This is a genomic window from Mucilaginibacter yixingensis, assembly GCF_041080815.1.
Lineage (GTDB): Bacteria > Bacteroidota > Bacteroidia > Sphingobacteriales > Sphingobacteriaceae > Mucilaginibacter > Mucilaginibacter yixingensis.
The window spans coordinates 1,268,828-1,287,650 of record NZ_CP160205.1 but is presented as its reverse complement, the minus strand read 5'-3'; the positions used below and the strand labels follow the sequence as shown (position 1 = coordinate 1,287,650).

The 18,823-nt window shown below is 46.7% G+C and carries 10 protein-coding genes; 3 read left to right on the top strand and 7 right to left on the bottom strand.

Going from position 1 to position 18,823, the window contains the following annotated elements:
• Window positions 1-155 precede the first annotated feature (155 nt).
• Together ABZR88_RS05390 and ABZR88_RS05385 are read right to left on the bottom strand one after the other, a co-directional pair.
• On the bottom strand, window positions 156-2,417 hold the full coding sequence (locus ABZR88_RS05390) for a response regulator (protein ID WP_170113590.1): 2,262 nt from the start codon (window positions 2,415-2,417) through the stop codon (window positions 156-158).
• A 4-nt stretch (window positions 2,418-2,421) separates the two neighbouring features.
• Complete coding sequence (locus ABZR88_RS05385; protein ID WP_245917031.1) at window positions 2,422-3,024, bottom strand: AhpC/TSA family protein; 603 nt, start codon at window positions 3,022-3,024, stop codon at window positions 2,422-2,424.
• Window positions 3,025-3,286: 262 nt separating this feature from the next.
• On the opposite strand from ABZR88_RS05385, the gene ABZR88_RS05380 reads away from it, so the two are divergent.
• Window positions 3,287-4,876, top strand: a complete 1,590-nt coding sequence (locus ABZR88_RS05380; protein WP_107828437.1) for an ABC-F family ATP-binding cassette domain-containing protein — start codon at window positions 3,287-3,289, stop codon at window positions 4,874-4,876.
• 11 nt (window positions 4,877-4,887) lie between these two features.
• Here ABZR88_RS05380 and ABZR88_RS05375 read toward each other — a convergent pair whose 3' ends face one another.
• The 4 genes from ABZR88_RS05375 to ABZR88_RS05360 form a co-directional block, all read right to left on the bottom strand.
• On the bottom strand, window positions 4,888-6,156 hold the full coding sequence (locus ABZR88_RS05375; protein WP_107828438.1) for an Hsp70 family protein: 1,269 nt from the start codon (window positions 6,154-6,156) through the stop codon (window positions 4,888-4,890).
• Between the two features lie 139 nt (window positions 6,157-6,295).
• Complete coding sequence (locus ABZR88_RS05370; protein WP_107828439.1) at window positions 6,296-7,897, bottom strand: MFS transporter; 1,602 nt, start codon at window positions 7,895-7,897, stop codon at window positions 6,296-6,298.
• A complete protein-coding gene (locus ABZR88_RS05365; RefSeq protein WP_107828440.1) occupies window positions 7,890-8,951 on the bottom strand; it encodes an HlyD family secretion protein in 1,062 nt (353 codons plus the stop codon). Before ABZR88_RS05365 ends, ABZR88_RS05370 begins: the two co-directional genes overlap by 8 nt.
• A 1-nt stretch (window position 8,952) precedes the next feature.
• Complete coding sequence (locus ABZR88_RS05360; RefSeq protein ID WP_107828441.1) at window positions 8,953-10,284, bottom strand: TolC family protein; 1,332 nt, start codon at window positions 10,282-10,284, stop codon at window positions 8,953-8,955.
• A 169-nt stretch (window positions 10,285-10,453) separates the two neighbouring features.
• On the opposite strand from ABZR88_RS05360, the gene ABZR88_RS05355 reads away from it, so the two are divergent.
• Complete coding sequence (locus ABZR88_RS05355) at window positions 10,454-11,152, top strand: AraC family transcriptional regulator (protein ID WP_245917032.1); 699 nt, start codon at window positions 10,454-10,456, stop codon at window positions 11,150-11,152.
• A gap of 52 nt (window positions 11,153-11,204) precedes the next feature.
• Here ABZR88_RS05355 and ABZR88_RS05350 read toward each other — a convergent pair whose 3' ends face one another.
• Window positions 11,205-17,771 (bottom strand): alpha-2-macroglobulin family protein, encoded by a 6,567-nt coding sequence (locus ABZR88_RS05350; RefSeq protein WP_170113591.1) that lies wholly within the window; start codon window positions 17,769-17,771, stop codon window positions 11,205-11,207.
• Window positions 17,772-18,089: 318 nt separating this feature from the next.
• Between ABZR88_RS05350 and ABZR88_RS05345 the strand changes: the two genes are divergently transcribed.
• Window positions 18,090-18,770 carry an SAM-dependent methyltransferase gene (locus tag ABZR88_RS05345; RefSeq protein WP_107828444.1) on the top strand — a complete coding sequence of 227 codons (681 nt, stop codon included), beginning with the start codon at window positions 18,090-18,092 and terminating at the stop codon, window positions 18,768-18,770.
• The last annotated feature ends 53 nt before the right edge of the window (window positions 18,771-18,823 follow it).

Here is an 18,823-nt window from a genome sequence, read left to right as displayed (position 1 = left end):
GTTACCTTTATAAAGGTACGGTTCCTATGAACAAAAACCGAGGTGCAAAAATATTATCCAGAAAAAACCCGTAACCCTCAGTAAACACGGAAAAACGACGGTAGCAAATTTGACTTAAACCGCTATTTAACGCAAGCACATCCGCGGGAAACCGCTTATTTTAAATTCCGGTTATATAGTTTCCGCAGTTTGGTCATCAAATCCTCAAACTTCACGGGCTTGCCAATATAGTCGTCCATACCGGCGGCCAGGCATTCTTCACGGTCTTCTATCATGGCGTTGGCGGTTAAGGCCAAAATTAGCGGCTGACTATCCAGCGTCTGGCGAATAAGGCGGGTAGCTTCAAGGCCATCCATATCCGGCATGTGCACATCCATCAACACCAGGTCATAAAGTTTTTCGGCCAGCATGGCTAACACCTCTATACCATTGTTCGCCAAATCTGGCGCATAACCCAGTTTGCTCAGGATCTGCATAATTACCATCTGGTTAATGCGGTTATCTTCGGCCACCAGGATCTGGAAAGGATAATGTAAAGCAAAATCTGGCGAAAGCCGGAATTTATTAACGGTCTCTTCCTGTGCTGCGCCTGTTTTGGGCGACAGGCTTTGTGAAATATATTTGCCCAGCAATTGTTGTTTGACGGGTTTGGTTAGCACGTGCTCAAACAGGCCGGTATCGGTCATGTTGCGCTCATCGCCAATTGAACTGAGCAATATAACCGGCAGCAGCGGGTGTATTGCTTTGATCCGTCGGGCCAGTTCAACACCGTCAACTTCTGGCATCTGCGCATCCGTAATCACCAGATCTATCTGCTCACTACCCAGTAGTTTTAGCGCCTCATCTGCAGATGGTGCCACCACTGGCTTCAGCTTCCAGTTGAGTAACTGCTGCTCAAGTATGGTAAGGTTGGTTTGATTATCATCAACCACCAGTACTGATTTCCCGGCATGCCGGGAAATATGGAATACCGTATAAGGCGGCGGCACCTCCTGCCCTTTCTGCGTACGAATAGTAAATGAGAACTCTGAACCCGTGCCCGGCGTGCTATCCACCCAAATCTCGCCGTGCATTAACTCCGTCAGCCTGCGCGATATGGCTAAGCCTAAACCTGTACCACCATACTTGCGGGTGGTAGAAGAATCAGCCTGACTAAATGCGGTAAACAAACGGCCCACCTTATCAGGCGCAATGCCGATGCCGGTATCCCTAACCGATAGTTTTAGGCCGATGATACCGTCTATATCCTCATCCCCACTAATTACAGCAGCACGTACAATCACCTCACCAGTTGAGGTGAACTTAATGGCATTACCAATCAGGTTTGTTAATATCTGTTGTAAACGCACGCGGTCGCCCACTATATGGCGCGGTACATCTTCGGCAATCTCCAAAGCTACTTCCAGCTGTTTGCGGGCCGCGGTGGTGGCAAAAATATCCAGCACATCTTCCATCGCGTTGCGTAAATCAAAATCATGACTATCCAACTCCAGGTTGCCTGCTTCAATCTTTGAAAAATCAAGGATGTCGTTAATCACCGTCAGCAGGTTCTCGCCGCAGGTATTAATCGCTTCGGCATAGGTGCGTTGCTGTTCGGTTAACGGCGTTTCGGTCAGTAGAGCGGCCATGCCCAGTACCCCATTCATCGGCGTGCGGATCTCATGACTCATGGTAGCCAGGAAAATGCTCTTTGCCTTATTGGCCTGTTCGGCCTCCTTACGGGCCAGTTCCAAATCACGGTTGGTAGCCAGCAATTCCTGGTTAAACTTTTTAAGGGCTGCCTCGTTGCGTTTACGCTCTTCGTTTAAAATTGCCTCTTTCTGCAGGCGGCTCACCTCCACATTGTTCAGAATTTGCTTTTCTCCGTAATTATCCAGCTGATAAGCCCACAAACCGCTGATAAAAAAGATAACAACCGTTAACGCCAGGTGTATTATCAGGGTAGTATTATCAAAATACCTCAGCGTAGTAAAATACACCTCGCCATGTCCCAGATTTTGCAGGTAACTGAAAGTTGCATGATGTATGCCCACTACAATAAGCAACGGGATCTGCAGCTTCCACTTTTGATAAGTGATGAGCACCGCGCTGCTGATAAACGCAAAAAAATGCATCTCAAACATGCCGTGCATCTGGTATATAAACTGCGCCAGGAACAAGCCCAGCACCGCGCTCAGCACATATTGATACAAATCACTTTCGGGCAGCAGCCATTTTATACTGTAATAAGCTACCACGCTGATGGTGCTTAAACTCAGCCCGATTAGCCAGGTATCGTAATAAAACGACAGCGCAATACCGGTGAGGTAGTAGAAGGCCAGGAAATAATTAATGAATTTGTCCGATCGCTTCTTGATGTCCAGCAGGTAGGTTTGCTGGTGGGCAAGCACTTCGGGGTCGGCGTGTAAAACAGTCATGTTATTATTTGTAGCAACCCGGCGCCTGGCAGCCATAAGCCGTCAGTGCAAAGCGGTTGAAATGCATTGGTAAATCTCCGGCCAGATAACCGGTTAGCGCCTGTTTAGCGTAAGCGGTTTGCTCGTCGGCACAATAGCGGCTACGATTATAATTACCGCGATAATACAGTTTTTGATCGCGGGTAAGAATAACAGCCTGCGGGGTAGAATATACACCGCACTGAACAGCAATACGGCCATCGGTACTTACCGGTACATCTATATTATATTTCTTTTTAAAGTCGGCGATATTGTAAGGGTATTTGGATAAAACGACCACCGCAAAATTAACCTGTTGACCATATTGGGTTACCAGCGACTTAAAATGATCGATATTGAACCGCGAACAAGGACAATCCGGATTGAAAAAATGGATAAAAGTTGGCTTGCCGTTCCCCTGGCCAAAACTGGCTTCCAACGGAATAAGCTTACCGTTGGCAATGGGGCGGTAACTTGCCGGAACCGGCGTGGGCAAACTGTAACGGTACTGATTATACCAAAGCAAGCCGCCAGCAAGCACCAATAACAAAGCCAACCAGGCAACAGAAATTACCTTGCGGAGTGTCATAAGTTTGAGTTCAATTAAAGAGAGCAAATACTAGTCTGCAATATACGTAAATATGCAGGCTATGGTTATACTAATTTATTGAAAGATCGCTTCTTATCAAAGCGCCCTGCTCCGGTCGAATTATAATCAGGCGTTTTTTGATAAAAAACCCGTACTTTTACGCATTCTTTATGTGATCAGCAATTCCTCATCGATCTTAAATTAATGGCCAGCCGGTTCCGGCTCCGGGCTTTTTCTTTTTACTTTCTTCATCAAATTTACTATGCTGATACTGCAGGATATTGCCTATGCGCATCCTAATAAGGAGCTTTTATTTAATCACATTAATTTATTTGTCGGCCCCAGCCAAAAACTATCGCTGATTGGCGCCAACGGTGCCGGTAAATCAACCATACTGAAGCTGATAGCCGGAGCACTAACGCCAACGTCGGGCCAGATAAGATATGATGCACTGCCCTACTACGTGCCTCAACATTTTGGGCAATATGATAGCCTGACTGTGGCCGATGCATTAAACGTGGCCCGGAAATATGCCGCTTTACAATCTATTTTAAAAGGAACCGGAACAGAGCCGGACTTTACTACCCTGGACGATGACTGGACCATAGAAGAACGTTGCCAACAGGCTTTAGAAGAATGGAAACTGGGCAACATATCGCTCTCTCACCAAATGAGCAACCTGAGCGGCGGCCAGAAAACCAAAGTATTTTTGGCCGGCATAACCATCCATCGGCCCGAACTGATTTTAATGGATGAACCTAGCAACCATTTAGATGAACCAAGCCGGACTAAACTTTATGAACTGATAGAAGGTTTTAAACATGCTGCACTAATGGTAAGTCATGACCGGGCGCTGCTGGATTTAACCAACTCAACAGCAGAGCTAACCCGTAAAGGCATAACCCTATACGGTGGCAACTACAGCTTTTTTGCCGAACAAAAACAGGTAGAGCAAGCCGCATTGGCACAGGATATCCACAGCCAGGAACGGGCATTGAAACAAGCCAAAACCCAAGCCCGTGAAGCGATGGAACGCCAGCAAAAACGCGATGCACGCGGTCGCGGGCAGCAAGAAAAGTCAGGCGTAGCCCGTATCATGCTCAAAACATTGAAAGACCAGGCAGAGCAAAGCACTGCAAGAACGCAAAGCGCACATGCCGAGAAAACCAACCAGATCTCGCAAAACCTCAGAGAGCTACGCGATAACCGCGATGCGATGGATCAGCTACAGATCCGTTTTGATGCGGTGAAATTACCTGCGGGCAAAGTAGTGTTTGAGGCAGAGGCCTTAAACTTTGCTTATGATAACAATAACCTGTGGCATGAAAATCTGCATTTCAAAATAAACGGGGGCGAGCGTATTGCCATTAAAGGAGCCAACGGTTCCGGGAAAACCACCTTGGTACAACTGATGCTCGGCAAGATCAATCCTACAGCTGGCATATTAAAAAGAGCTGTTAATCTGCCGGTTTACATTGATCAGGATTATGCAATGATTGATGAAAGGCTAACGGTTTATGAACAGGCGCAACAACATAATCAAACCGGATTGGAAGAACACACGGTACGAACCCGGCTGCACCAATGCCTTTTTGACCACGAAGCCTGGGATAAACCTTGCAGCGCCCTAAGCGGCGGTGAACGCATGCGGCTGGCTTTATGCTGCCTTACTTTAGAGCAACAGGCGCCAGACCTCATTATTCTTGATGAGCCAACCAATAACCTCGATATGGCCGCCACAGCAATTTTAACCGCTGCGATAACCAATTATGATGGCACGCTCCTGGTCATCTCGCACGACCGGCATTTTTTAGAAGAGATCAGCATCAAACGAGAGATAACGCTGGGTTAGACCCAGCGTTATTAATTTTCAAAAAGATAGCCGCTATACGCTAGGCCAATGGCCACACTATTAAAATTATCGCCAGAGCGCAGGTTAACGTGCGGAAACTGATCTTGAAACAAACGCTGGATACCACGAACCATAGACGTACCACCGGTTAAAAAGATGGTATCGATGGTAGATGGGGCTATATTGTTCTCCGCCAGAAAACGTTGCAGGTATGCTGTTATACGGGCAACATCTTTAGCTATGATCTGCTCATATTCGGGCAGTGATATTTCTTCGCTGATGCTGATATCATCGTGCTTGTAGTTGAACACAGTACTATCTGTGCCCGAAAGTGCAATTTTTGTTTTCTCTATCGACTGAAAAACCGAGTACCCCAGGTTATTCTCTACCAGCGTAATCAAGTTTTTAAATGTGCGGTCTTTACCCGAGAAATAATAGTAATCATCCATCTCCTTCTTCACCCGCTGACCGTTCAAAAAGTTCATTTTCTCCCAGGTACAGATGTTGGCAAACAGCGATTTTGGTACTGTCAAATACTTACCACCGCCGGCCTGATACTGCACATCCCTGCCAAAGTAAGGGGTACCTTTTTCCCACATAAAAGCCGAGTCAAAACTATCGCCGCCAATATAAATACCCCCACTGGCCATCATATCACTCTTACGGTCTTTGCTGCCAGCCTTTTGAGGATCGAGTGTCAGGTAGGTAAAATCCGTTGTACCACCACCTAAATCGGCTACCAACACGTTTTCTTTGCTTTGCAAATTCCGCTCGTAGGCAAAAGCAGCGCCAATAGGCTCGTACTGAAAGCGGACCTGAGTAAAACCGGCAAGATCTGCCGCTTTTTGCAGGCGGGTTTGTGCCAGGGTATCTTTCTGTACATCGTCATCATCAAAAAATACGGGGCGGCCAATTACCGCCTTTTGGCCGTCTTGCCCTGTTAAGGTATCTGCACGAAATTTCAATTCCTTCAGAATCACCGCTACCAGGTCAGACGCGGTATATTTTTTACCCTGAATGCGCGTTTCTGTAAAACTGCTTCTGGACAGTATTTGCTTAACCGATTTAATGAAACGCCCCTGCATGCCATCACTTAAATAAGCAGCAACAGCTTCTTCGCCAACAACATAGGTCTTCTCGCTCCCCTTTTCTGGATTGGCGTAGAAATAGATGAGAGAAGGGATAATAATCTTATCAAAGATCTGTCCCGCCTCTTCGTCATAAATAACTATTGCAGAGTTGGTTGTCCCAAAATCAATTCCATATAAAAACTGCTTCATGCCCGCGTGGATTTAGAGATAAAAATTTTCAGGGCCGCGAAGGTAAAAAAAATTTGGGAAAGCAGATTTATCGAATTTCACTCAAAACAGAAAGCCTCTTAGCAAACTAAGAGGCTTTCTGTTAATCAGCCAAACTCCATTATCCCCCTACTGCAGACGGCGCATTATTACCCGTATTGATAAGTGTTTTTTTGAAGTATGGATACAAGGCAATAAAAATCAGCAGGATAACCAATATCACAGCTATCCACTGGTAATACTCCATAGAAAAACGGATCTGCAATTGGGTGCTCATGCCCTTTGCAACCAAACCGTTTGCGGCCTTTGCAGCAGCATCGTTAGATAATCCTTTTGATTGCAACGCACCAGCATACGCAGCGGTGCGCTGCCCCCATAATACATTATCTGTAGTTAAATTTTGCAAAAAGCGCGTATAGTGCTGGGTTTTGCTGTGATCTGCAAAGTAATTGATACAGGCCAGGCTTGAGCAAAAACCGCAAAAACGCACCAACACACCCATGCCCGAAGCAGATTTACCTAAGGCCGGCGGCACGGCAGATATCATAAATAAGATCACAGGTACCATTAGTAATCCTGCTCCCAGGCCATGCAGCATCAGCGGAACAATAAATTCATCAAGATTAGCCTGAACGGTAAACATCTGCGTCATCCACACATGAAATATCAGCATTAACAGAAATCCTGATAGCGTGATCCACCTCATGGGGCGTTTCGTCAGTGTCATCCTTGAAGAGATCATCACACCAACAATAATTCCAGCCATATTGGCCATTAGCACTATACCCAAATGCAATGGATCAAGCCCCAGCACAGCGGTAAAAAAAAGACTGGTTACATTTAATGATCCTCGACACAGGTATAACACAAACAGCAGCAAAGCCCCCGTACAATAGTTGCGGTATTTAAATACCTTGAACGACAGGTACGGTCGTTTTAAAGAACGCTGGCGCAAGCCATACAACGCAAACAACAATGCAGAAGCAATTGCCGCCCCGGTAATACGCGCATCGGCAAACCAGTAGTATTGCTGACCGTAAATGAGAACGAAGCCCAGCAAACAGATAGCCGCGGCATAAAGCACAAAGCTGGCCCAATCTAACTGATACAGCGGCATGCGCTTTTCTAACCTCACGTTATTAAGTACCAGGTAGAGCAACATAGAGCCGGGCAGGTACAGGTAAATAATACCTTTATACAATGCGCTGTAATCAACCGCATCCAGCATTGGGGCTGTTACTAACGTAGTCAGCTGCGATATAATGAGCAGGATACAGTAAAACACCGAGTAACCAATCTCTCGTGCGCGTTCTGTTTGCAGGCGATTAAATATCAGCGTAATACAAATACTGGTAGCCGCACAACTCCCCAGGCCCTGCAAAAACCGGAAAATGGTTAGTACTATAGGATCTTTGGTGGCATAACAAACGTAGGAGGTTATCAGCTCCAGTCCGGTGCTCAGTATCAGGTAATTTTTGATATCGATATAACTAAACAGCCTGGTTTCAAAACTGTAAAAGCTGGCTACGGCCGCGTAAAACACAATCATGGTAAATTGCACATCGGGCGGTTCAATGCCATAAAAGCCCGCCGCTGCGGTGCTGTTGGCCATAGACAGGCCAAACAGCCCCAGCGACGGCAACATCACCAGGAAAATGATAATGCGGATGCCCCACTCGGGCACCCACGATTTAAATACCGGCTGGTCAACTGCGTTAGTCATGATGTTTGGCAATAGAAACGTTAACATTCATCCCTGCACGTAGTGGGGCAATCTCACTGCTTTGCTGTGTTAAGCGGATGCGCACCGGTACACGCTGAACAATCTTTACAAAGTTGCCCGAGCTGTTATCTGGCGGCAGCAGTGAAAAGCTGGAACCGGTAGCGCCAGAGATGGAAACTATCTTACCCTGAAACTTTTTACCGGGATAGGCATCGGCACTAACTTCGGCCAGGTCGCCTTCCTGCATATCTTTTAGCTGTGTTTCTTTAAAGTTAGCCACCACCCATTTGCCCGAAGTTTTATCGACAATAAAGGCCAGTGTTTGTCCGGCCTGGATAGATTGCCCTTCTTGTACCGTGCGGCGCCCCATTTTGCCGTCATAAGGCGCTCTGATAACGGTGTAATCCAAATCCAGACTGCTCCGGCTTACCAGTGCTTCGCGTCTTTTGATCTCGGCGCTTAACACTGCGCGTTGAGCGGACACATCATTTATTTTTGATAACGACGACTGGTAATTCTCCTGCGCCGCATCATAATCAGAACGGGCCACGGCCAGCGCCGCTTCCACATTTTCTAATTGCTGACGGGTGGCAGACTCGGCATCAAACAGTTTTTTGTAACGATCATATTCCTGCTGCTTGTTAACCAGTCTGGCTTTGGCAGCCTCAATAGAACTGCGGGTTACGGCGGCCAGGCGCTCGGTGGTTTGCTGGTTACTGCCCAACACATTCAACTGGGCCTTTGCATTGGTCAGTGCCGATTCCGATTCTTCCTGTTGTAACAAATACTCGCGGTTATCAATCACCAACAGGGTGTCGCCTTTTTTTACGTCCTGGTTTTCATCATAATAAATCTTGGTAATGTAGCCCCCTACTCTTGAGGTTACGGGGTTAATATATTCCTGCACCTGCGCATCGTTGGTATCCTCAGCGTGCGATGTTTCATACAAATAACTTACTCCCCAGCAGGCCAATGCTACTAACAGCAGCAGGGCGATACCTGCAGAGATACGCGTTATCAGTTTATCTGTTTTGGTAATTTCGGCGGTTGTCATCTTATAAATCTCCTATAGCGTTTTGTAATTGATAGTATTGTACCTGCTCGCCAATCTGCGCGGCGGTAAGTTCAAACCGGGTTTGCAGCAGGGTGTTGTTGGCATCGAGCAAATCGGTAATGAGTGATGTTTGATTGAAATAGGTATTGTTAACAATGCGCGAGTTTTCTTCGGCCTGCTTTACATTCACTTTAGCCACCTCAACCCGGTGACGCGCCTCTTGCAAGCGCAGGTAAGCATTGTTTACACTGAGCCGAATACCGTCCAGCATATCCTCGTGCTCGGTCTCCTGTTTTTGCAGTTCAATTTGGGCGGCCTTGATCTTGTGCCGGTTAGTATACAAACCGGATATTGAAAACGAAGCCTTAACACCGGCCAAACCAAAACCATACAGATAAGGCGAATAAGGATAGAACATAATCTGCGGATAGCTTACCGAATACGTGGCAAACAAGCCAACCTTAGGCATATTGCTACCTTTAACATCTTTTAGCTGCAGTGCTTTTAACTGTGTTTCCTGCTCTGATATCTTACCCGCAAAAGCATGATGATAAGCATCGGCCAGCAGTTCATTATAGGTTTTTACACCGGCTGAATCAGCTAAGGAGGTACTATCCGGCTGCACGGCAAAATCATCAGGCTCGCTCATGGTAACGGCCAGTTGCTGGCGGGCAATGGCAATATCATTATCAATAGTAGTAACCGACAGTTGCTGACGCGATAGTTGCAGCTGGGCACGCAAAACATCGCTTTTAAGCACCACACCGTTTTTGCGCAATTGTTCAATTTTATCCAGCTGTTTTTGCTGGGCCGCAATGTCGCTCAGCAACAATTGCTTAAACATCAGACCTTTTTGCAGTTCCAGATAATGCACGGCGGCCAGCAGCTTAACCTGCGACTGGGTTTGGGCTACCTGTATCTGCTTTTCGGCCTCAAGCGTTTGCTTTTGGGCTATGTGCAGGTTGGTTTTATTGCCGTTGTAAATATTCAGATATGCATCGCCGTCCAACCCGTAGGTGGAGTGCAGTACCGGGTATTGAGATGGGGTGTGCAGCAGGCCATTCTCAAAAATGGGCATGTTGCTTACACGGGCATAATCGCCGCCTACCTGCACTTCGGGCAGGCGTTCTGCCATGGCGTCTTTTATTTCTTCTTTGCCGCTTTCAACTTCCTGCTTTTTAACATGCAGCTGTTTGTTGTAGGTTACGGCTTTTGCCCACACTTCATCAAGACTGAGGTGTTGCAGTTGGCCGCCAGTGTTTTGCGCTGAAGCTGGCTTATAAAAGATCAGCAGCAGGGCGGCTGTTACGGTATAAATACATCTCTTTTTCATTATGATACAAAGTTCGGCTTTGGCACAATGTTAAATTTGATGTAACTTGCCATTAATTAGATGAATCCAGACAAAGCACATGCAAGTTGATACCAGCTCCTTAGATTTGATCGATCGCCATCCGGAAACGGTGTATGTTTTACATGAAAGAAAAGAAAGGAAGCTTCCGATGCATCAGCATATCAAAGGGCAGTTAACTTATGTGGAGGGGGGAATTGCTTACATTCATCTCGAGGCCAAAACTTATGTTATCCCGGCCCGCCATTATATCTGGCTACCGGGCGGCGTGGTGCACCGGCTGGAGGTGCGATTTGCGGCCACGGCCATTCGCAACATCTATTTTTCGATGCATAAAGATGACCAGGCCCCGTTTTACAACAAAACCGGCATCTATCCCATCAATCGCCTGCTGCATGAAATGATTATCTATACCGGCGATTTTGACGCCGAGCCCGCCCGCGACACCGCCGAATATCAGTTTCTCATCACCTTAAAAAACATGTTGCCAAGGGTGAGTCAGATTGCGCTGCCGTTTATTGTACCCACTACCACCAACACGCGCATGCGCCCGGTTATAGATTATATTACCAATCATATTGCCCAGCCAATTACCCTGACCAGCGTTGCCGAACATTTTAATATGAGCGACCGCTCGCTGTCGCGCCTTTTCCAGGCAGAACTGAGCATCTCTTTTCTGCAATACCTAAAGCAACGCCGCATTATAAAAGGCACCGAAATGATGCTGCACACGGGCTCTAATTTAACGGAGATTGCTTATGAAACCGGCTATCAAAGTTTATCGGCCTTTAGCGCAACCTTTCAGCAGGTGATGAATATGCGGCCGTCTGAGTTTCTGGCAAGTTTGTAAATCACCCCTACCCATAGAACTGCAAACGGCCGGCCGCTTCATTATTTTCAACTTATCTGATCGTCATCCGGGTACCTTCTGAGTGTGCATTAAACTCTGGCGCGTACATACATTGCACAGTGCTGATACCTGTTGAGAAATTACCCGGTTGGGCCACCCTCAAGCGGTACTCAAACACATAATTACCTTTATTAAGGCGACTGATAAAGAAATTGGTAGCCACATCTTTGGTTACCTGATAATACCAAAGGCCGTCCTGAAATTTATAGCCAGACAACGCATCAACCGGCTCGGTACCGGCGGGGCGCATATCTTTCAGCTGCACATATTCAAAATCGCGACCGGCTTTGAGGTAAACCACCACCTTGAGCAGATCGCCCGTTTTAGGCGGATGCGCGGCATCAACAGCAGTCAATATTTCGCCACGATCTGTTTGTTTAACCACAAAGTATTTACGCTCCAGATGGATATCGGTGCTTGAAGGCGTGATCTTGTCCAGATTTTCCAAATACTGCCAGTGCAAAGCCCCCCAGCTAATGGTTTTACCGGTGTTGCTTACGCTCACATTACCCAGGGCAGGCTTAACATCGCCGTCTTTCCAGGTGGTCTTAATGTACCCGGTACCGGCGTCGGCTTTAAGGTCAGGTTTTAGTTCGGCAAGGGGTTGGTTGCCCAATTTAACTGTCGAGCTTGCTTCCGTTGTCAGCCAGTCCTCACCTCTCAGCAGCAAGGCATAACAAGCCTGAGCCGTGGCCTTGGTAGTTTTCCAGTTGGCAGTTTGCTTGTTGCGCAGCAGCCAGATCTTCATCTCGCCTACCTCTTTATCATTACCCGGCATCTCGCTAAACAGTTCAATCAACAAGCTTTGGGTTTCTATGGGCGATTGATACCAATAATACCCCAACTGATTTTTACCCCAGTACATCCCCATGTCATCACTGCGCTGTGCTGTTTCTTTTAATGAGCGGATGATCTTCTGTGCATCTGCGTCATGGCCAAAGCGGTGCATGGCTAACGCCATCAGCGCCTGTGTGTAAACGCCATTGCCAAGCCACTGAACGTTGGCCAGCTTAAGATAACTGGCCAGCAGATCCTGCATTTCAGGATTTAGCTTTTCATCAGCAAAATAACTTAGGGCGTACCATGCATAAATTTCAGATGCCGAAAGCAGGCGGTCATAATAATTTGATTTCTCTTTTTGCCGCCTGGCCGTGTTGATCAGGTTATCGCTTAGAAAATCGCGGGCCTTGCCGCTAATGTCATTCAACTCGTCATTACTATGGTCTACCATCCCCAAGCGGCGTAGTTGACCAATACCGGCAACAATATAATTGGTGATATATTCGTCGCTCTGGGTGCCGCCAAACCAAGGGAAACCACCATCGCGCAGTTGGCGGTCTTTTAACTTATCAAGATTGATCTTTAATTCGCTGCTCATTTTATTCAAGTCGAACAAGAGCGCAATCCGCCGCTTTTGCTCGGTCTCGCTTATGGCATCGCGCAACCAGGGCGTTTCTTCCAGCAGTACACTTTTCAGTTCCTGATTCTTTTCCAGGTTTGATTTCAGTTCGTCGCTGTTTGTAGCTTTCCACAGATCAAACACCCGTTTAATAGCCGGCTGCTTATTCACTAAACCAGCAGCCATGCTATTGGCATAAAAACGGCTAAACAACTGCTCAGAACACTCGTACTGAAACTCCATCATGTATGGCAGCGCTTGCACGGCATACCAAACCGGGTTTTGCGTGTACTCCAGCGTCAGCGTTTTGTTTTGAAGCGTAGTGCTGGTATTGTTCACCAATTTATTCATAGTGAATGAGCGTGTTTGACCAGCCCTCACCATCATTGGCATGGACTCGGTAACCAGCATACGATTTGGTAACACGGGCAATGTGTTCTCTTCGCCATCACTATATTCACCACCATCTGCCACCAGGCGATAAGTAAGCGCTTCAAGACCAGCCGGAATAGCCATTTTAAAAGATATAGCTTTGTTGGTAGATGGTGCTATGTTAAAATCCTGCTGTGCTTCTGCCGGGTTGAGCAGCAGTTTTACAGGCTGCATGTTAACGCCATTGAACAATTGAAGCGTTACCTTGCCTTTCATAACTGCAGTGTTAAGGTTTGCTAGTCGGGCAGCAATCGTTATGGTATCGCCTTCGCGTAAAAAGCGTGGTGTGTTGGCCGTTATGCTCAGTTGCTTTTGGGTAACTACCTCGGTTTCAAAGTAACCAGTCTTCAGGTCTTTGGTGTGGGCAAAGCTTCTGAATTTCCAGCTGGTCAAGGCGTCGGGCATGGTAAAGTTAATGAGTACGTTACCATGTTCGTCGGTTTGCAGTTGCGGGTAAAAGAACACCGTTTCGTTAAAGTTTTTACGCACCGCTATCTCCTGCCCACCCATCAGCCTGCTTCTGCCACTCTTGGTACTGATGATAACAACACCATTAGCTCCCTTTGCGCCGTAGATAGCGGTAGCTCCCGCATCCTTCAATATATCTATAGAAACAATATCTGCTGGTAAAAGGGTATCTAGCGCATGCTCCGTAGGCACACCGTCAACAACATAAAGCGGAACTTTATCTGAGCTAATGGAACCGCCCCCACGGATCATGATATTATAGTCACCAGAGGCCCCAGCAACGCCAGCTAGCTTGCCTTCTAGCGCCTGATGAATAGCAACCTCATTCAAAGAACCGAGCTCTTCGGCCTTAACAGATGCAACGGCTCCGGTGATACTTGCTTTCTTTAGCACTCCATAACCTACTACAGATACCTCGTTCAAACTGTTGGCACTAGCTTTCAGTTCGATCTTAACCGGACCGGCTTTGGTAACAGTTACTTCCTTCTGTTCATAACCAATAAAAGAGAACTGCAATACGCCATTAACCGGTACACGCATCTTGAAATTGCCATTACTGTTGGTTGTTACCCCAATATCAGTCCCCTTAATTTTTACGCTTACCCCGGGCAGGCCGCCAATATTTTTATCAGTAACGGTACCGGTTACATCCAGCCCGTCTTTTACTTTCTTCATGGCATTTCTATACGCCTGCTCTGCCTCTGCGTCGCGTTGTAATACCCGGGCATTGCTTCTTATGGTGCGCAGGTAATTATAATAACCATAATTGTAGCCGCCCCAGTAATTGTAGGCAAACATATCCAGACGTTCATAATCATAGGCCGAAAGTGTGTAACCACGATACAGGTATTTAAAAGGCTGCGTAACCTGATTTTGAGCGAAGTTACTGTTCCACATCCAGCTGTAGTAACGCTGACTATGGGTTGGCATCCACTGCGACCAAGGCGTAGGACTGGCAATATCATCCAACGAGGCATCATACATCCCGGCCATAACCTCGGCAGACTGGCGGCTGCTGTCCGGACCGGTCACCCGTAGTCTCCATTGCTCTTTATCGCCCGGCTGCAGTTTATCGCGATAGCTGATCAGTTTGAGATTTAACCGGGTATCGGGCGCCGGGATGTTAATCCACTGTGTGCTGGTATAAAGCCGGTTATGCAACACCATGGTAAGTTGTACCTGCACATTTGTATCGGCTTGTAAGATAGGCACGCTTACTTCTTTAGCACGTGCGGCATGGATCCATTGGCTTGACACCAGCTTGCTATTGCTGATCTTTTCCAGCAGCACGTCTACCGGTTCATTTAAACCAATAACCGCGCGGGCGTTGCCGCCCCTGGCAACCCGCTCCGTAAAAGGCAATTGCCAGTTAGATAGTTGCTGCGGACGGGCATCGGCGCTAATCAGCTGCACATAACTGCGGTTAGATACGGTATCGCCTTTTTCATTTCGTCCGCTTAGCAGGATAAGGTATGTGCCCGAAAGCTGCTTTTTCAGGGCGTTAAGCCGGAAGTAATTATTGATGCCAGCAACTTGCAATGTGGTATCGCTAATCTGTTCCCGTTGCGCCCATGATGCCGGGTCGGCTTCGTTTTTATAGGTATAACCAGGGAAATAACGATGATATTCATCCCGGGTTAAGGCCAGCGCGTCAGGCACTGCCCAGTTTCTGGTCTTAAATAACCTCTCGGGATTTTGCAGAGCGTATACCTGAACGCGTAAAGTCCCCTTTTGCGGCTGGCCATTCAGATTGCTAATACTGGCCGGAATACGGGCAGTATCTGTCGCCAGGATTTGGGCAGATAGACCGGCGTGCAGACTAATGTTATTATTGCCCACTTTTACCTGCGTACTTGCCGAGTGAGTTTCGCCAGCCGCATCGGTAACATCTACAGATAGGTTGTAATTGTAGATGGCCTTGGTTTCGGTAAGATTGGCATCGTCTTCTTTAAACCTGATCTCAAAAGCGCCCTGATTATCAGTAACCAGGGTATCGGTTTTAATTTCCTGTTGGGTATAACCCTGCGGATAATAATAAAGGCCCGGAATAGTTAAGGTGCGGGTGATATGACAGGCCACCCGGGCCTGCGAGAGGCCATAGCCGGAGAATGCTTCTACCCTGCCTTTTACTTTTATACTATCCTTCAGCTTGTAGCTTTCTGTAACCGGTAAAAACTCTGCTTTAAAAGTTGGGCGTTTGTATTCCTCCACCCTGAACTGGATGCTGCCATTCCCGGTTTCAATGCTTGTTTGGCCGTTAAGCAACGCCTGGGGCAAGGTAAAGTTGCCGCTGAAGGTGCCAAACTCATTAGTGTGTAGTTCAAGTTTGCTGAGCACTTTTCGGTTAGCATCTTTCAGCTCAACATCTTCTGCATAATTGGGGACAATTTCGTTATGATGCTTAAATACCTTGAGCTGCATCCCCTTAAAATAAACCGTTTGGCCGGGGCGATAAATTTGCCGGTCGGTAAATAGTACGGTCCTCTCTTCCGGGTCATCGTCTTCATCATCGGGAGCATTTAGGCTGGTGGCATAATAGTTTTCGCCAATCAGGGTATCGCCCTTCATAGCCAGGGTAACAATTGCAGTGCCGCTAATTTGCCATGGAAACAGGTGCCGGCCCTGCGCGTCGGTATGGGCGGCAGCAATGGTATCCAAATAAATGTATCCGTTTGAGTGCCAGTTTGAACTCTTGACGTTCAATTGCGTGAGTACATTTTTCAACGGTGCGCCGGTCTCCCTATCGGTTACAATCACCTCCTGTCCGTTAGCCACGCTACGGGTAACATAACTCAGGCGACTTACCTTTAATGGTGCATGGGTAATCAGCGTTGAATCACCAGCCGCCGCGCTATCGGCCATGATGCACAGATAATTACCGGCTGGCATGCCGTCTATCTTTATTTCTGTATGATGCGGCTGATAATCATGCAGATCAGGCAGAAAGGCCGAGCCGTTTAGCGTTGGCTGCGTAGCCTGCAAATTGTTGTCAATCCATTTTTTAACCACCACAGGGCTACCATGCTCAATCTGGGTATAAGCATCTCTTTGCGCGGCGTTAAGACGATAAATACGATAGTTAATAGTTTTAACATTGCGATAATTGATCAACGCCAGTATAAGTTGATTGGGTAAACTGGTATTCTCAAAATTAGCGGTGAGCGTTTTTTGTCCGATATCGCTGATTAATGATTGCGCATTGCGGCCTGCATGACTATTGGGTGCTTGTGATAAAACCTGGTTACAGTAATTGCGGGCCTGCACGTTATTATTTTTCTGGTGATAGTATTTGGCCAGTTCTAAAAGCGGATCTGCATTGTAGGCGCCCGTAGTATGCTGACGGTCTGCTTGTGCAACAAGTCCTCTCAACGCAGTTGCGTATAAACTATCTTTATTAAGTAGATGACTTTGCTGCTGCATAAACGCTAGACGTTTAATATCAACATCAATCAAAGCCGCATCGTTATGCCTGTTTAAATGGAACAGTGTAAGTTGTTGCAACAGTTTGACACCGGTATAAAATGTAGAAAGCGTGTCTGATGTTTTTAGGCCGAGCCCGGCAAACGTTTTGCTGTCAGCAAAAAAACGAGGATCATCTAGCGAGAAAGGTAATTTTGGCTTTGGCAGCGCTGGTTCTGGATCAAGATAAAAGTCTAACGCACGCTGCGCCAGCAGATCATATAATGATGGCCGCAAGGGGCGGGTATTTTCATCGCCATCAAGCACGCCATCCAGTATGCCAACAGGTGTGCGCTGTTCAAGAGCCGCATCCTGCAGCGATGAACGAAAAGTTTGATCGGTTTGGTTGATAATGGTTTTCAGGTCCCATTCCCTGAAATCATTTGAGGGCTTTTCCAACTGGCTGCGACCGGCAAACTTCCACCGGTTTTCGCGATAGTAAACAAAGTACATGGCCCCCAGTATAGACTGCAGTACCGGCTTTGCCGGATAAACCGAGGTGCGGATATTTGCTTTTAAAGTATCTATAATCCCTACGATTGAGTTTTCATCAAGATAGGATTGCAGCGTCATACGGTAAATGGCCGCTTTTATTTTTACGGGCGTATTGCCTGTTTTATGCCCTAGCTGGTCAAGCAGATTAACCTGCTCTAATGCAGATTTTGGCAAACCCAGGTTAACCAACGAGTCAATTCGTTTTTCAATTTGCCTTGCGGTTTGCGCATGGCCAAGGCCGGGCAGCAAGAAAAGAAGAATAAACAAACTGTTTTTAAGACGGCGATGCTGGTTGAATGATTTCATTTTAAATGATCCTATAGCCCAATGATGCAGGGGCACATCCAATTCCATAAGACAGAACGAAATTTATTTATTTTTCTGAAGAGTTTGCAGGATCATCGCCCCCGCTGATTTCTTTTTTTATAATTTAGCACCTCAGATGAACAACAAACACGCACATAATTTTAACGCTATCTGGTGGCAAACCCATCCGCTTGCTGCTGTGTGGTTTTAATTCTGTTTAATAAAAAATTTAAATATGTAAATAACCCGGCAAGCACTTGCCGGGTTATTTTTTTGCCTGGTTTTGCCTGCCCATTTAAAATTTCAAACTAATAATTTATGGCTTATACCTTAAACAGCGTGGTGCCCTGGGGCCGTACGCTTGACGAGTACGAAAACATGTTTGCGCTTACCCAGGCAGACCTGCAAAAGAAGATCATCAGCTTTGGCGATGGCCCTGCTAGTTTTAATGCCGAGATGACCGCAATAGGTAATACCGTATTATCTATCGACCCGATTTACCAGTTTACCGCCGGGCAGCTCAGGCAGCGTATTGATGAAACCTGTATTGAAGTGATTAACCAGACCACCGCAAACCAGGAAAATTTTGTTTGGGACACCATTAAAAGTGTTGAAGAACTTAAAGAAAAACGAATGGGCGCCATGGAACGGTTTCTGGCCGATTTTGAAGAAGGGAAACATCAGAAAAGATACTTAACGCATAGCCTGCCAGCTCCAACCAGCTTTCTGGATGATGAGTTTGATCTGGGGCTGAGCTCTCATTTTTTGCTGCTTTACTCCAACCTTGGTCTTGATTTTCATCAGCAGTCAATAAACGAAATGATGCGGATTTGCAAAGAGGTAAGGATATTCCCGCTTGTTAACCTGAACGCCGAAAAGAATGAGTTTATTGACAGCTTTTTGATAGCGCTGCAATCTGATTATTTTACAGAAATAGTTAAGGTAGCCTATGAGTTTCAGCGCGGAGGCAACCAAATGCTGGTTATAAAAAAGCGATAGATGGGTTTGTTAAATAAAAAGCAGTTACGCAATAAACGTAACTGCTTTTTCAG

Excerpts from the sequence above, each read along its gene's own strand:
- ABZR88_RS05370 (WP_107828439.1), bottom strand. The coding sequence starts at position 7,897 with ATGACTAACGCAGTTGACCAGCCGGTATTTAAATCGTGGGTGCCCGAG.
- ABZR88_RS05385 (WP_245917031.1), bottom strand. The coding sequence starts at position 3,024 with ATGACACTCCGCAAGGTAATTTCTGTTGCCTGGTTGGCTTTGTTATTG.
- ABZR88_RS05390 (WP_170113590.1), bottom strand. The coding sequence starts at position 2,417 with ATGACTGTTTTACACGCCGACCCCGAAGTGCTTGCCCACCAGCAAACC.
- ABZR88_RS05365 (WP_107828440.1), bottom strand. The coding sequence starts at position 8,951 with ATGACAACCGCCGAAATTACCAAAACAGATAAACTGATAACGCGTATC.
- ABZR88_RS05355 (WP_245917032.1), top strand. The coding sequence starts at position 10,454 with ATGCATCAGCATATCAAAGGGCAGTTAACTTATGTGGAGGGGGGAATT.
- ABZR88_RS05375 (WP_107828438.1), bottom strand. The coding sequence starts at position 6,156 with ATGAAGCAGTTTTTATATGGAATTGATTTTGGGACAACCAACTCTGCA.
- ABZR88_RS05360 (WP_107828441.1), bottom strand. The coding sequence starts at position 10,284 with ATGAAAAAGAGATGTATTTATACCGTAACAGCCGCCCTGCTGCTGATC.
- ABZR88_RS05350 (WP_170113591.1), bottom strand. The coding sequence starts at position 17,771 with ATGAAATCATTCAACCAGCATCGCCGTCTTAAAAACAGTTTGTTTATT.
- ABZR88_RS05345 (WP_107828444.1), top strand. The coding sequence starts at position 18,090 with ATGGCTTATACCTTAAACAGCGTGGTGCCCTGGGGCCGTACGCTTGAC.
- ABZR88_RS05380 (WP_107828437.1), top strand. The coding sequence starts at position 3,287 with ATGCTGATACTGCAGGATATTGCCTATGCGCATCCTAATAAGGAGCTT.